The 14,415-nt window shown below is 60.3% G+C and carries 11 protein-coding genes and 1 other RNA gene; 10 read left to right on the forward strand and 2 right to left on the reverse strand.

The features are described from left to right. The first annotated feature begins 187 nt into the window (after positions 1–187). From zipA to ffs, 4 genes are all read left to right on the forward strand, one after another. Entirely contained in the window at positions 188–1,048 is an 861-nt protein-coding gene (gene zipA / locus LAB08_RS08120; protein WP_096512707.1) for a cell division protein ZipA, read from the forward strand. A gap of 91 nt (positions 1,049–1,139) precedes the next feature. Continuing rightward, positions 1,140–3,497: an NAD-dependent DNA ligase LigA gene (gene ligA / locus LAB08_RS08125; RefSeq protein WP_096512706.1), complete on the forward strand. Its 2,358-nt coding sequence runs from the start codon at positions 1,140–1,142 to the stop codon at positions 3,495–3,497. A 249-nt stretch (positions 3,498–3,746) separates the two neighbouring features. Beyond that, positions 3,747–4,913, forward strand: a complete 1,167-nt coding sequence (locus tag LAB08_RS08130; RefSeq protein ID WP_096512705.1) for a zinc-binding metallopeptidase family protein — start codon at positions 3,747–3,749, stop codon at positions 4,911–4,913. Between the two features lie 145 nt (positions 4,914–5,058). Next, an RNA gene (gene ffs / locus LAB08_RS08135) (signal recognition particle sRNA small type) lies at positions 5,059–5,155 on the forward strand. Between the two features lie 175 nt (positions 5,156–5,330). Here ffs and LAB08_RS08140 read toward each other — a convergent pair. Then, positions 5,331–5,645, reverse strand: coding sequence for a helix-turn-helix domain-containing protein (locus LAB08_RS08140; RefSeq protein WP_096512704.1), 315 nt, complete (start codon positions 5,643–5,645; stop codon positions 5,331–5,333). Positions 5,646–5,923: 278 nt separating this feature from the next. On the opposite strand from LAB08_RS08140, the gene LAB08_RS08145 reads away from it, so the two are divergent. After that, the gene (locus LAB08_RS08145) at positions 5,924–7,633 is read left to right on the forward strand and encodes a putative bifunctional diguanylate cyclase/phosphodiesterase (RefSeq protein ID WP_096512703.1); all 1,710 of its coding nucleotides are present in this window, start codon (positions 5,924–5,926) and stop codon (positions 7,631–7,633) included. 102 nt (positions 7,634–7,735) lie between these two features. On the opposite strand, the gene LAB08_RS08150 is transcribed toward LAB08_RS08145, so the two are convergent. After that, the gene (locus tag LAB08_RS08150; protein WP_096512702.1) at positions 7,736–8,476 is read right to left on the reverse strand and encodes a substrate-binding periplasmic protein; all 741 of its coding nucleotides are present in this window, start codon (positions 8,474–8,476) and stop codon (positions 7,736–7,738) included. 134 nt (positions 8,477–8,610) lie between these two features. Between LAB08_RS08150 and dnaX the strand changes: the two genes are divergently transcribed. The 5 genes from dnaX (at position 8,611) to LAB08_RS08175 (ending at position 14,400) form a co-directional block, all read left to right on the forward strand. Beyond that, complete coding sequence (gene dnaX, locus LAB08_RS08155; RefSeq protein WP_096512701.1) at positions 8,611–10,689, forward strand: DNA polymerase III subunit gamma/tau; 2,079 nt, start codon at positions 8,611–8,613, stop codon at positions 10,687–10,689. 64 nt (positions 10,690–10,753) lie between these two features. Then, on the forward strand, positions 10,754–11,092 hold the full coding sequence (locus tag LAB08_RS08160; RefSeq protein WP_096512700.1) for a YbaB/EbfC family nucleoid-associated protein: 339 nt from the start codon (positions 10,754–10,756) through the stop codon (positions 11,090–11,092). A 265-nt stretch (positions 11,093–11,357) separates the two neighbouring features. Continuing rightward, positions 11,358–12,392, forward strand: a complete 1,035-nt coding sequence (gene curA, locus LAB08_RS08165; RefSeq protein ID WP_096512699.1) for an NADPH-dependent curcumin/dihydrocurcumin reductase — start codon at positions 11,358–11,360, stop codon at positions 12,390–12,392. A gap of 74 nt (positions 12,393–12,466) precedes the next feature. After that, positions 12,467–13,069 (forward strand): recombination mediator RecR, encoded by a 603-nt coding sequence (gene recR / locus LAB08_RS08170; RefSeq protein ID WP_096512698.1) that lies wholly within the window; start codon positions 12,467–12,469, stop codon positions 13,067–13,069. Between the two features lie 182 nt (positions 13,070–13,251). Then, on the forward strand, positions 13,252–14,400 hold the full coding sequence (locus LAB08_RS08175) for an acyl-CoA dehydrogenase family protein (RefSeq protein ID WP_096512697.1): 1,149 nt from the start codon (positions 13,252–13,254) through the stop codon (positions 14,398–14,400). Positions 14,401–14,415 lie beyond the last annotated feature (15 nt).

Raw genomic sequence — 14,415 nt, forward strand, 5'->3', positions numbered from 1 at the left:
ACATATTCGCTGAAGCCTATGTGACAGACGGTGTAAAGTTACCTTTGGTCGTGCTAGTTTAATGTCAATTTTTCGTATACGTGGGCAAAACGCCTGTCAGAACATAGAGTTGGCGCCACGTTTTAAAGGTGTTTACAGGTTGTAAACCCCTTATTTTTCAGCATTTTTTATAGAGGCACGGGATTACATGGAAATCGGTCTGCGCGAGTGGCTGATCGTCATCGGCATTATTGTCATTGCCGGTATTCTTTTTGATGGCTGGCGCCGTATGCGCGGCGGCAAGGGAAAACTGAAATTCCGTCTTGACCGAAGTCTGTCCAACCTGCCGGACGAGGACACCAGCGCCGAGCTGTTGGGCCCGTCCCGCGTGCTGGACGACCATAAGGAACCGCATCTGGACGAGCAGGATCTGCCGTCGGTGAGCATGCCGGCGCGCGAGCCTCGCGAAACCCGTGAATCGGGTTCCAAGCGCGGCAAGCGTGGTGGCGAGCCGTCCCAGGGCGACCTGAACCTCAATCTCGATCTGGACGGCGGCCCAGGCTTCAGCAGCCGCGACGACGATTTTGTCGAAGACACCAAGGCTTCGGCTGCGGTCAGCGAAAAAGATCAGCCGCAAGCCGAAGAAGTGCTGGTGATCAGCGTGATTTGCCGCGACGCCGCCGGCTTCAAAGGCCCGGCGTTGTTGCAGAACATTCTGGAAAGCGGTCTGCGTTTTGGCGAAATGGACATCTTCCATCGTCACGAAAGCATGGCCGGCAATGGCGAAGTTCTGTTCTCCATGGCCAATGCGGTCAAGCCAGGCGTTTTTGATCTGGATGACATCGACCACTTCAGTACCCCGGCGGTGAGCTTCTTCCTGGGGCTGCCAGGCCCGCGTCATCCCAAGCAAGCCTTCGACGTGATGGTGGCCGCGGCGCGCAAACTGTCCCAGGAGCTGAATGGCGAACTGAAAGACGATCAGCGCAGCGTGTTGACCGCCCAGACGATCGAACACTACCGTCAGCGCATCGTTGAATTCGAGCGTCGCGCCCTGACTCAGAAACGTTGATTCAAAAGGTTGTTCCCGCGCCGGGCGCGGGACGATCGGCACAATAGATTGAGCAGCCTCGGCTGCTCTTTTGCTTTATGAGAGAACACCGATGACTGCCGCCAAAAACCGCATTCTAGAGCTGCGTGCCGAGCTGGATCTGCACAATTACCGCTATCACGTGCTGGACGAGCCGAGCATTCCGGACGCCGAGTATGATCGGCTGTTCAACGAGCTCAAGGCGCTTGAAGCCGCTAATCCCGAACTGATCACCAGCGACTCGCCGACCCAGCGAGTGGGCAGCGAGGCGTTGTCGGCATTCACTCAGGTGCGCCACGAAGTGCCGATGCTCAGCCTCGGCAATGCCTTCGAAGAAACCGACATGCGCGAGTTTGATCGTCGGGTGACCGAGGGGCTGGACTTGCCGGCTGGTGATCTGTTCGGTGGTGGCGCTGCGGTTGAATACAGCTGCGAGCCCAAACTCGATGGTCTGGCGGTCAGTCTGTTGTATCAGGATGGCGTGCTGGTGCGCGGCGCCACGCGCGGCGACGGCACCACCGGCGAAGACATCAGCGTCAATGTGCGCACCGTGCGCAACATCCCGCTCAAACTGCACGGCACCGGTTGGCCACCGACCCTGGAAGTGCGGGGGGAAGTGTTCATGTCCAAGGCCGGATTCGAGCGGCTCAATGCCACGCAACTGGAGGTCGGCGGCAAGACGTTCGCCAACCCGCGCAATGCGGCGGCGGGCAGCTTGCGGCAACTGGATTCGAAGATCACCGCCAACCGGCCATTGGAATTCTGCTGCTACGGCATCGGCCAGGTGTCCGCGGATATTGCCGACACGCACATTGGTAATCTGCAGCAGCTCAAGGCCTGGGGCATGCCGATCAGTCATGAGCTGAAACTGGCGAACGGTATCGATGAGTGCCTGGACTACTACCGCGACATTGGCGAGCGGCGCAATGCGTTGCCCTATGAAATCGATGGCGTGGTGTTCAAGGTCAACAGCATTGCCTCCCAGCGCGAGCTGGGTTTCCGTGCCCGCGAACCGCGCTGGGCCATCGCCCATAAATTCCCGGCCATGGAAGAGCTCACCGAGTTGCTCGATGTGGAGTTCCAGGTCGGCCGCACGGGTGCCGTCACGCCGGTGGCGCGCCTGAAACCGGTCAAGGTGGCGGGTGTCACCGTGGCGAATGCGACGCTGCACAACATGGATGAGGTGGCGCGACTGGGGCTGATGATCGGCGACACAGTGATCATCCGCCGCGCCGGCGACGTGATTCCGCAAGTGGTGCAAGTGGTCACCGAGCGGCGTCCGGACAACGCGCGGCCGGTGCAGATTCCGGAGCAGTGCCCGGTCTGCGGTTCCCATGTCGAGCGCACGCAACTGGTCAAGCGTAGCAAGGGTCGCGAGACCGTCAGCGAAGGTGCGGTCTATCGCTGTGTCGGTCGACTGGCCTGTGGCGCGCAACTCAAGCAGGCGATCATTCACTTCGTTTCCCGTCGGGCGATGGACATCGAAGGCCTGGGCGACAAGAGCGTCGAACAATTGGTGGATGAAGGTCTGGTGAGTTCGCCCGCGGATCTCTACGCCCTGAAGTTCGAGGACATTGTCGACCTGGAAGGCTTTGCCGAACTGTCGAGCAGGAAGTTGCTCGGCGCCATCGAAGACAGCAAGAAGCCAGGCCTGGCGCGCTTCATCTATGCCCTCGGGATTCCCGATGTCGGCGAAGAGACGGCCAAGGTGCTGGCGCGCTCCCTGGGCTCGTTGGCGCGGGTGCAGCAAGCACTGCCGCAAGTGCTGACGTACTTGCCGGATGTCGGCCTGGAAGTGGCTCACGAGATTCACAGCTTTTTTGAGGATGCGCATAACCAGCAGGTCATCGCCGATCTGCTCAAGCACGGGTTGCAGATACAGGATCAGGGCGAGCTGGGCGCCGAATTTGCCGCCAGCACGACACTCGGTGGTTTCCTCGACAAGCTGCACATTCCTTCGGTCGGGCCGGGCGGGGCGCAGAAGCTGGCCGACAAATTCGGCTCGCTGCAAGGGGTGATCGACGCCGACTGGCTGGACATGCGTCAGGCGCTGCCGGAGAAACAGGCCAATTCGGTTCGTGAGTTTTTTGCAGTCGAGGACAATCGCCTGCTGGCCGCGGCGGCCGAAACGCAATTGGCCGAATTCGGCATGCACTGGCACAGCGAAAAGAAAGTCGTCGAAGGTTTGCCGTTGGCTGGCCAGACCTGGGTGCTGACCGGTTCGTTGGAGCTGATGAGCCGCGATGTGGCCAAGGAGAAACTTGAAAGCCTCGGCGCGAAGGTCGCCGGCTCGGTATCGGCCAAGACCCATTGCGTGGTGGCGGGGCCGGGGGCAGGGTCGAAATTGACCAAGGCCAACGAGCTGGGGCTGAAGGTGCTGGATGAAGAGGCGTTTGTCGGATTTCTGAGTACGCACGGCCTATCGGTGTGAGGCCATTCGCTGGCAAGCCGGCTCCTGCAGGATCTATGCGATCTTTGTAGGAGCCGGCTTGCTGGCGAAGCCGGCGACGCGGTGTGTCAGGCATGCCGCCTTCGCTGGCAAGCCAGCTCCTACAGGGTTTACGCGATCTTTGTAGGAGCTGGCTTGCCAGCGAAAGCGATCTCAGCCCGCTCACAAATATCGGGAACGATCGTCGATCAGGAATGATCTAGTCTTGGCAAGCCCCAGGGAGAGATCGCCATGTACCGTTTCTTCGAACTGCTCAGTTCGCGCCTCGCCGCGCCTTTCAAAGGCGATAGTTCGCGCAATAGCAAGGTCTGGCCCTGTCGTTGCGGGCAGTCGCTGTTCTTTCGCAACAGCCAGTGCCTGGCCTGTTCCGCGGCGTTGGGTTATCAGCCGGAGCAGAGTCGCTTGTCCTCGCTGCAACCGGGGGCGCAAACGGGCACCTGGCTCCTTGATGCCGATTCTGGCGCAGGCCTGTTTCACCGTTGCGCCAACCTCGATTCCCCGGCCGCCTGCAATTGGTTGCTACCTGCCCATGATCAGGGTGCCTTGTGCATCGCCTGCAGCCTGAATCGCACTATTCCTGATCTATCGATAGCCGAAAACCACGAACGCTGGCGCAAGGTGGAAACCGCCAAGCGGCGTCTGGTGGCGCAATTGGTCAGTTTGGGTTTGCAGGTGATTCCCAAGACTGTCGACGAAGAGGCGGGCCTGGCCTTCGATTTCATAGGTGTCGACCTTGAAGGCAAGCCACCCACCACCGGCCACGCGAACGGTCTGATCACCCTTGATATCAAAGAAGCCGACGATGCCCATCGCGAACAGGTGCGGGTACAGATGCACGAACCCTATCGCACCCTGCTTGGGCACTTCCGTCACGAAGTAGGGCACTACTACTGGGACCGTTTGATCGCTGGCAATGATTGGCTGGAACCATTCCGCGGGCTGTTCGGCGATGAGCGCGCCAGCTACGCCGAGGCGCTGGATCGGCATTATCAACAAGGTGCCCCCCTTGATTGGCAGCAGCACTACGTCAGCGCCTACGCCACGATGCACCCGTGGGAGGACTGGGCTGAAACCTGGGCGCACTACCTGCACATGATGGACGCGGTGGATACGGCGCTGGGGTTTGGCATGAGCGCCCGGGAAATGGACTTCGACTATCAGCCATTTCCGCTGGATACCCTCTACGATCCGCAACATCCGGGCGGCGCGGCGTTCCTGTCGTTCGTCAACGCCTGGATCGAACTGGCCGGCATGCTCAATGAGCTGTCGCGCAGCATGGGCCAGCCGGATTTTTATCCCTTCGTGCTGCCACCGGCGGTGATCGCCAAGCTGCACTTCATTCATCTGGTCATTCAGCGCGAGGGGGGCAGGGCGGACGAGGTCTTGCAGGACCTGTAGAGACTGCCGGACGCTGCGATCTTTCGGGCGTTCTGCATGTCATTGAAGCAGTTATATTTTTTAATCCACCCGAACGGTTGTAACTTCGTCTCAGATAGGTACAATGGCGCGGCTCGCCGTCAGGTGAGCGTCGTTATGGTGACCCCATCGGTCCCCCCGCAACGATCAGCCGTGAACCCGGTCAGGCCTGGAAGGGAGCAGCCGCAGCGGTGACATTGTGTGCCGGGGTGTGGCTGGTGGGGTCGCCACCTTAACGCCACGCGAACCCTCTTCGCGTTTCTATATGAAAGTACTTTTATTGCACTGCCATGGACCAAGTCCATAGCGGTTTTTTGTCGTTTCCGATTCAGGCTACGACATAAAAAGGAGGCCGACCTGTCAGCATGACAAGTCGGCCTCCTTTTTTCTTTTCTGGCACTAAGGCTTGGACAAGGCCTGGTCAACCGCTGCGATCAGCTTTCCCAGATCCTTCGGGGTGGCTTTATGTACGACATCGAACAGATACGCCCGCTGTTCATCTTCTTCGCCCAGATCGGCGAAAAAGGCTTTCAGCTTCACGCCCAGCACATTGGCAAGCAGGAACAGTACGTCCACGCTGGGGGTATAGGTGCCGGTTTCGAAGCGGCTGATGGTTTTGGGGTCAAAACCGGTTTTTTCGCCAAGTTCAGCCTGAGTAAGCCCCGCGACCTTGCGGTAGCGCCGAATGGCCGGACCCAAACTTGAAATTTGCATCGCTCAATTCCCATTTAGAATCAAGAACTTAACGATAGATTTTTGCATTATACAACTGCATGATCCATCACCTTGCTTTGCAAAATGTGATGCGTTTCGTAGAATCGCCGCCCTGAAGGCGCGTTGGGTGACCTGTTCCCGGAAGTTGGAACGCAGTAAATGAACCACTATCGCGCGCACTCGCAGGATTGCGAGTGCCCAGGTTCGACAAAAATATTACCAGTATTGGTGTTGCTGCCTTAAACGGGTTCCACCGCCAGTGACAGCGAGTCTGACTCATGGATGAGAAGTACCGCAGGGCCGTGGATGCCGCCGCCATTTTTTCCGAGACCGATCTGACCGGCCGGATTACCCACGTCAACGATCAATTCTGTGCGATCTCGGGCTACAGCCGCGAGGAGTTGCTTGGGCAGAACCATCGCATGCTCAATTCCGGCATGCATTCGGCCGAGTTTTTCGTCGGGATGTGGCGCACCATCGCCTCGGGCAATGTCTGGAAGGGTGAAATCTGCAATCGCACCAAGGACGGGAGCCTGTATTGGGTCGAAAGCACCATGGTGCCGGTACTCGATAAAGCCACTGGGCGCATCGAGCGCTATTTATCGATTCGTTTCGATATCAGCGAGAAGCGTCAGTTGCTGCACTCCCTGCAATGGCGGGTCGGGCATGACGTGTTGACCGGGCTGCCCAATCGCGCGTTTCTATCGGACTTGCTGGATCAGGCGCTGGAGTTTTCGCGGCAGGAAGGCATCCCGCTGGCGGTGTGCATGCTTGACCTCGACGGCTTCAAGGCGGTCAACGATGGCTACGGGCATGCCAGCGGTGATCTTTTATTGGTGGAAGTAGCCAAACGATTGCGCGGCATCGTACGTGGCGAAGATGTGGTGGCGCGGCTGGCCGGGGATGAGTTCGTGCTGGTACTGCGTTATGTGCGCGATTTGCCGGAATTGCGCGCGGCACTGAACCGGGTGCTGGAGGCGATTTCCGCGCCGTACTCGCTCAGTGGCAAGGACATCAATGTGTTTGCCAGTATCGGCGTCACACTGTTTCCCCATGACCATGAAGATGCTGAAACTCTGTTGCGCCATGCCGATCAGGCGATGTATGTGGCCAAGCAGAGCGGCCGCAAACGCTTTCATCTATTCGACGTATCCCGGGATCGGGAGGTCAAGGCCACTCACCAGACAGTCGAACGGGTGCGCCAGGCGCTGGCCGCCGATGAATTGCGCCTGCATTACCAGCCCAAGGTCAACATGCGCCATGGTGAGGTCGTCGGGTTCGAGGCGTTGCTGCGCTGGGAGCATCCGCAACAGGGCATCGTGCCGGCCCGGGCGTTCTTGCCGCTGGTGGAAGAAACCGACCTGATTATCGACATCGGCGAGTGGGTGATGGACCAGGTGCTGACGCAACTGGATCAGTGGCAGCAGGCCGGCCATGACTGGCCGGTGAGCATCAACATCGCGGCACGGCATTTTCAGCGGGCGGATTTTGTCGAGAGGCTTAAAAAAGTGCTGGCACGACATGCCAGAGTCGCGCCGCAGCGGCTTGACCTGGAAATCGTCGAGTCGGTCGCCATTGAAAATATCCAGCACGTCAGCGATTGCTTGCAGGCCTGCCAGGCGCTGGGGGTGCAATTTTCATTGGGGGATTTCGGCACGGGTTATTCTTCCCTGAGCTACCTCAAGCGCCTGCGCACCCAAACCATCAAGGTCGATAAATCCTTTGTGCGCGACATTCTGCAAGACGGCGACGATCTTGCCCTGACCACCGCGATCATCGGCCTGGCCCGGGCGTTTGGCCGGCAGGTGATTGCCGAGGGGCTGGAAAGCGTCGAGCACGGTGAGTTGCTGATGCGGTTGGGCTGCGACGTGGCCCAGGGCTATTTCATCGCCCGCCCGATGCCGCCGGCAGAGGTGCCGGGGTGGGTCGCAGGGTTTGTCGTGCCGCTGAAATGGCGGGTGCTGGATCAAACGGCGTCAGGCGCATGAAAATGCAATGTGGGAGCGAGCCTGCTCGCGAAGGCGGCGTCACATTCGGCATCCATGAGACTGACAATCCGCATTCGCGAGCAGGCTCGCTCCCACAAGGGTTTATGGTTTGCCGCCGATGTAGAGCCCGATGATGTCATCGATCTCCCCGGACATTTTCATCTGCACCAACGTACGCAGGATCCGTTGCCCCGGCACTTTTGGATCATTGCGCACGTAGCACCCAACGTTTTGCTCCTGTAGCACCGCCACGCCTTGCAGTTGCCGACCCGGCAGCAGGCGCTGGTTGAACCAGTCCAGTGTCCATTGATTGCTGACGGCATAGCGATTGCGCCCGGCGTAGAGTTTTTCCAGCACCTGCTCCTGATTGCGGGCATCGTCGCGGTGCAATTGATTGGCGTCGAACAACGGCTGCAAGGTCGGATAGCTGTAGCCGAGCACCGTGCCGATGGATTGTCGCGGCAGGTTCGCCGCAATTACTGAAGTCTGCGGGGCAGGGCGGCTGACCAGCAAATCAGCTTGAGTGAAGAGCGGGATGCTCCAGAGGTAGTCGCCGGACGGGTCCGGTAGCCAGGACTGCGCAACATAGCAGCGGATATCGACCTCGCCATGTTCCATGGCACTTTGCACACGCCCTCTGGGCAGTACATGGAATTCCGCCGGTACGCCGATTTGGGTCGCCAGGCTGAGCATGACGTCGTACAAGATGCCCTGGGTCGGCCGGCCATTTTCCAGCTGCACCATCGGCATTGCCCAACTGTCGGGCACCACGAAGCGCAACGGCGCTTGCGCGGCGGTGCCGTCCAGGCTGATCAACAGCAGTGCCCCCAAGGCCAGCCGCATAAACGCTCCGCTATCTTTGAATCAAAAAGCCCCCAAAAAGCAGCTTAGCCAGATTAGACGAGCGCACCGGATGCAATTTTGGCCTTGCTCCGCTAGCATTAGCCGCTTCTGCTTCCCAGTGGCGATGGTTTTCGATGAGTTATCAGGTTCTTGCACGTAAATGGCGTCCGCGCTCGTTCCGCGAAATGGTCGGCCAGACCCATGTGCTCAAGGCTCTGATCAATGCCTTGGACAGCCAGCGGCTGCACCACGCCTACCTGTTTACCGGTACGCGCGGGGTCGGCAAGACCACCATCGCGCGAATCATCGCTAAATGCCTGAATTGTGAAACAGGTATCACTTCCACGCCCTGTGGCGAGTGTTCGGTATGCCGCGAGATTGATGAAGGCCGATTCGTCGACCTGATCGAAATCGACGCCGCCAGCCGCACCAAGGTCGAGGATACCCGCGAGCTGCTCGACAACGTGCAGTACGCGCCGAGCCGCGGGCGCTTCAAGGTCTACCTGATCGACGAAGTGCACATGCTCTCCAGCCATTCCTTCAATGCGCTGCTAAAAACCCTGGAAGAGCCGCCACCCTACGTAAAATTCATCCTGGCCACCACCGACCCGCAGAAACTTCCTGCAACGATTCTTTCGCGGTGCCTGCAGTTCTCACTCAAGAACATGACCCCGGAGCGCGTGGTCGAGCATTTGACCCATGTGCTGGGCGTCGAGAACGTGCCGTTCGAAGACGATGCACTGTGGTTGCTGGGCCGTGCCGCCGATGGTTCGATGCGCGACGCCATGAGCCTCACCGACCAGGCGATTGCCTTTGGTGAAGGCAAGGTCATGGCCGCCGACGTGCGGGCGATGCTCGGCACCCTCGATCACGGTCAGGTCTACGACGTGCTGCATGCGCTGATCGAAGGGGATGCCAAGGCGTTGCTCGAAGCCGTCCGTCATCTGGCCGAGCAAGGCCCGGACTGGAATGGCGTGCTTTCGGAAATTCTCAACGTGCTGCACCGTGTTGCCATCGCCCAGGCCTTGCCCGAGGGCGTCGACAACGGTCACGGCGACCGTGACCGGGTGCTGGCGCTGGCCCAGGCCCTGCCGGCCGAAGATGTGCAGTTCTATTACCAGATGGGCCTGATCGGTCGCCGCGATTTGCCGCTGGCGCCGGACCCGCGAGGCGGCTTCGAAATGGTGCTGCTGCGGATGCTCGCGTTCCGTCCCGCCGACACCGCGGACGCCCCGAGGCAACCGCTAAAGCCAGTGGGGATCAGCCAGGCCACAGTTGATTCCGCCAAACCAGTGGCTGCCGCGCCGGTGGTAGCGCCGGTAGTCGCTGCGGCCGTTGCCCCCGTGGTCCCTGCGCCAGTCGTTGCTGCGGCGCCGGCTCCCACGCCTGAACCGGTTGCCCCTGTGGTGTTGCCTGAGCCCGTGGTCGAGGCGGACGTGGTCGAAGAGGTTGTCGACCTGCCGTGGAATGACCCGGTCGAGCCGGCCACTGTCCAGCAACCAGCGGTGGAACCGGTACTGGAAACCGCCAGCGAACAACCCGAATTGCCACCGATGCCGTTGCCGACGCCTGACAGCGTGGTGCCGGACGCTCCGGAGTGGGCCGCTGCGCCAATCCCGGAGCCGTCCGTGGCCGACGTCGATGCCGCCACGCCGGGCATGGACCTGGACGACGAGCCGCCGCTGGACGAGGACTACATCGAACCGGACATGGACTCGGCCTACAGCTACCTCGATGATCTGGCCAGCGAACACGCCGCCGAACCAGCGCCGGAGCCCGAGCCGGAACCCGCCGCCGCGCCGGCCACGGGCCTGGCCCTGCAATGGCTGGAACTGTTCCCGAAATTGCCGATCTCCGGCATGACCGGCAGTATCGCCGCCAACTGCACCTTGATCGCCGTCGATGGCGACAATTGGCTGTTGCACCTGGACCCGGCCCACAGCGCCTTGTTCAACGCCACACAGCAACGTCGCCTCAACGATGCGTTGAACCAATATCATGGGCGTAACCTGACCCTGACCATGGAGCTGATCAAGCCCGAGCAGGAAACCCCGGCCCAGGCTGCGTCCCGCCGTCGTGCCGACCGTCAGCGCGAGGCCGAGGAGTCGATCCACGGCGATCCGTTCATCCAGCAAATGATGCAGCAGTTCGGTGCAGTGATCCGTAACGATACTATTGAACCTGTCGAAGCCCTGGTCAGTCAGGGCTCATAACTGAAGGTGTTCGGCGGCAAGCGCCGGGCGCCGTTTTGATCCAAGTACTTTTGAGGTGATTACCATGATGAAAGGTGGCATGGCCGGCCTGATGAAGCAGGCGCAGCAGATGCAGGAAAAAATGGCCAAGATGCAGGAAGAGCTGGCCAACGCCGAAGTCACCGGTAAGGCCGGTGGCGATATGGTCACCGTGGTGATGACCGGTCGTCATGACGTCAAGAGCGTGAGCATCGACCCAAGCCTGCTCGAAGGCATGAGCGAAGACGACAAGGAAATGCTGGAAGCGGTGGTCGCTGCCGCCGTCAACGACGCCGTGCGCAAGATCGAAGCCAACAGCCAGGAAAAAATGGGCAGCATGACCGCTGGCATGCAACTGCCGCCGGGCATGAAACTGCCATTCTGATTCGCTGAAGCGCGTCGGATGGGCTACATAAAAAATGCCAGGCATCGCGCCTGGCATTTTTGTTTCGGCCTGTTGGGCCTGAGGCGTCTGTCGCGACGCCATCGCGGGCAAGCCCGGCTCCCACAGGGATCACCTCAATCCTGTGGGAGCGTGGCTTGCCCGCGATGAAGTCGCCTCGGTATAACTGACGAACGATCGAACCCGCCACCGCCACAAAGGTCTGCTCCCTATACCCCCGAACTCATCGATCAAAGGAGACGCCGCCATGTCCGACCCCATGACCCTCAACCAACGCATCGTCCTGGCCTCGCGCCCGGTCGGCGCGCCGACGCCGGAGAATTTCCGCCTGGAGCGCGTCCCGCTGCCCGATCTGGCCGACGGCGAGGTGCTGCTCAAGACCCTTTATCTGTCACTCGACCCTTACATGCGCGGGCGTATGAGTGACGCACCGTCCTACGCAGCCCCGGTGCAAATCGGTGAGGTGATGACCGGCGGCGCAGTCAGCCGGGTTGAGCGCTCGCTTAATCCCAAATTTCAGGAAGGCGATCTGGTGGTAGGTGCCACGGGGTGGCAAAGCCACAGCATCAATGATGGCCGCAGCATTATGCCAATCCCGTCATCGTTGCCGAGCCCATCGATGGCCCTGGGTGTACTGGGCATGCCGGGCATGACCGCCTACATGGGGTTGATGGACATCGGTCAGCCGAAAGCGGGTGAAACCCTGGTGGTCGCCGCTGCATCCGGTGCCGTGGGATCGGTGGTCGGGCAGGTGGCGAAGATCAAGGGGTTGCGTGTGGTCGGCGTGGCCGGTGGCGCGGACAAGTGTCGCTATGTGGTCGAGGATCTGGGTTTTGACGCCTGCATCGACCACAGAAGCCCGGATTTCGCCGATGAATTGGCCCAGGCGTGTCCCAAGGGCATCGACATCTATTACGAAAACGTCGGTGGCAAGGTGTTCGACGCCGTGGTGCCACTGCTCAATCCCAAGGCGCGGATTCCGCTGTGTGGCCTGATAGCGTCCTACAACGCCAGCGAAGCGCCGAGTGGGCCGGATCGTCTGCCGCAATTGCAGCGCACGCTATTGACCAAACGCGTGCGGATCCAGGGCTTCATTGTGTTCGACGACTACGGCGACCGTCAGCCGGAATTCGCCAGCGCCATGGCACCGTGGGTGCGTGACGGCAAGGTGAAATTCCGCGAAGACGTGGTCAATGGTCTGGAGAATGCGCCCCAGGCGTTTATCGGTCTGCTGGAAGGGCGCAACTTCGGCAAACTGGTGATTAAGGTCGCCCAGGGCTAATTGCCTCTGCAATTTGACGCTAACCAGAGGCGCGGGTATAAACCGCGTCTCGTTGTTTTACCGGATTTTTCCCCATGAGCTTCAGCCCTTTGATTCGCCAACTGATCGATGCCCTGCGCGTTTTGCCAGGTGTGGGTCAGAAAACCGCCCAGCGCATGGCGTTGCAGTTGCTCGAGCGCGATCGCAGCGGCGGCTCGCGACTGGCCCAGGCCTTGAGCCAGGCCATGGAAGGGGTCGGTCACTGCCGTTTGTGCCGCACCCTGACTGAAGATGACCTCTGCCCGCAATGCGCCGATACCCGGCGTGACGATACGCTGCTCTGCGTCGTGGAAGGGCCGATGGATGTCTATGCCGTGGAGCAGACCGGCTTTCGCGGTCGCTATTTCGTGCTCAAGGGCCACCTGTCACCACTCGACGGCCTGGGACCGGAAGCCATTGGCATTCCACAGCTGATGGCGCGGATCGAAGAGGCAGGCACGTTCACTGAAGTGATCCTCGCCACCAACCCGACCGTGGAAGGGGAAGCCACGGCACATTACATCGCCCAGTTGCTCAGCAGCAAAGGCCTGATCGCTTCGCGCATCGCGCATGGCGTGCCATTGGGCGGCGAGCTGGAGTTGGTGGATGGCGGGACGTTGGCGCATTCGTTTGCCGGGCGTAAGCCGATTGCTTTGTAGCGTTTGATTTGACGCCTTCGCGAGCAGGCTCGCTCCCACATTGGATTTGCGTACACCAGTCCCTTGTGGGAGCGGGCTTGCTCGCGAATGGCGCACCTCGGTCCATCTGATTCACATAACCCTGTTGAAAACCAAGCAAGCGCTCGGTTAACGTCGGCGAACCCCTTCCGTGGAGTTCGCCGATGCCTGCCTTTCAGGAATATTTCGACCCCAGCCACCAGTTGGTTCGCGACAGCGTCAGACGTTTCGTCGAGCGCGAGATTCTTCCGGACATTGACGAGTGGGAAGAAGCCGAAAGCTTTCCCCGTGAGCTCTACCTCAAGGCCGGCGCGGCGGGGATTCTCGGTATCGGCTACCCGGAAGCGCTCGGCGGGAGCCACGAAGGCGATCTGTTCGCCAAGATCGCCGCCAGCGAAGAGTTGATGCGTTGTGGCTCGGGCGGTCTGGTGGCAGGGCTTGGGTCGTTGGACATCGGTCTGCCGCCGATTCTCAAATGGGCCAGGCCTGAAGTCCGTGAGTGGGTCGTGCCGCAGGTGTTGTCGGGCGAAAAAATCAGCGCCCTGGCCGTCACCGAGCCCGGCGGCGGTTCCGACGTCGCCAACCTGCAAACCCGCGCCGTGCGTGATGGCGAATTTTACCGGGTGAGCGGCAGCAAAACCTTCATCACCAGTGGCGTGCGCGCGGACTTCTATACGGTTGCGGTACGCACCGGTGAGCCGGGTTTCGCGGGTGTCAGCCTGTTGTTGATCGAGAAGGGCACCCCCGGTTTCACCGTGGGGCGGCAACTGAAGAAAATGGGTTGGTGGGCGTCCGATACCGCTGAACTGTTCTTCGATGACTGCCGGGTGCCTGTAGGCAATCTGATTGGCGGCGAGAACATGGGCTTCGCCTGCATCATGGGCAACTTCCAGAGCGAACGCCTGGCATTGGCCCTGATGGCCAATATGACAGCGCAGCTCGCCCTGGAGGAAAGCCTGAAATGGGCGCGAGCGCGTGAAGCGTTCGGCAAACCCATCGGCAAGTTCCAGGTGATCAAGCACCGCCTCGCCGAAATGGCCACCGCACTGGAAGTCTCAAGGGAATTCACCTATCGCCAGGCAGCGAAAATGGCCGCGGGGCAGAGCGTGATCAAGGAAATTTCCATGGCCAAGAATTTTGCCACCGACACGGCGGACAGGATTACCACGGATGCCGTGCAGATATTGGGTGGCTTGGGTTACATGAGGGACAGCCTGGTAGAGCGGCTGTACCGCGATAATCGGATTCTGTCGATCGGGGGCGGGACGCGGGAAGTGATGAACGAGATCATCAGCAAGCAGATGGGGCTCTGAGTTCTGTGGTGTAGC

The organism is Pseudomonas izuensis (assembly GCF_002356535.2).
Taxonomy (GTDB): Bacteria; Pseudomonadota; Gammaproteobacteria; order Pseudomonadales; family Pseudomonadaceae; genus Aquipseudomonas; species Aquipseudomonas izuensis.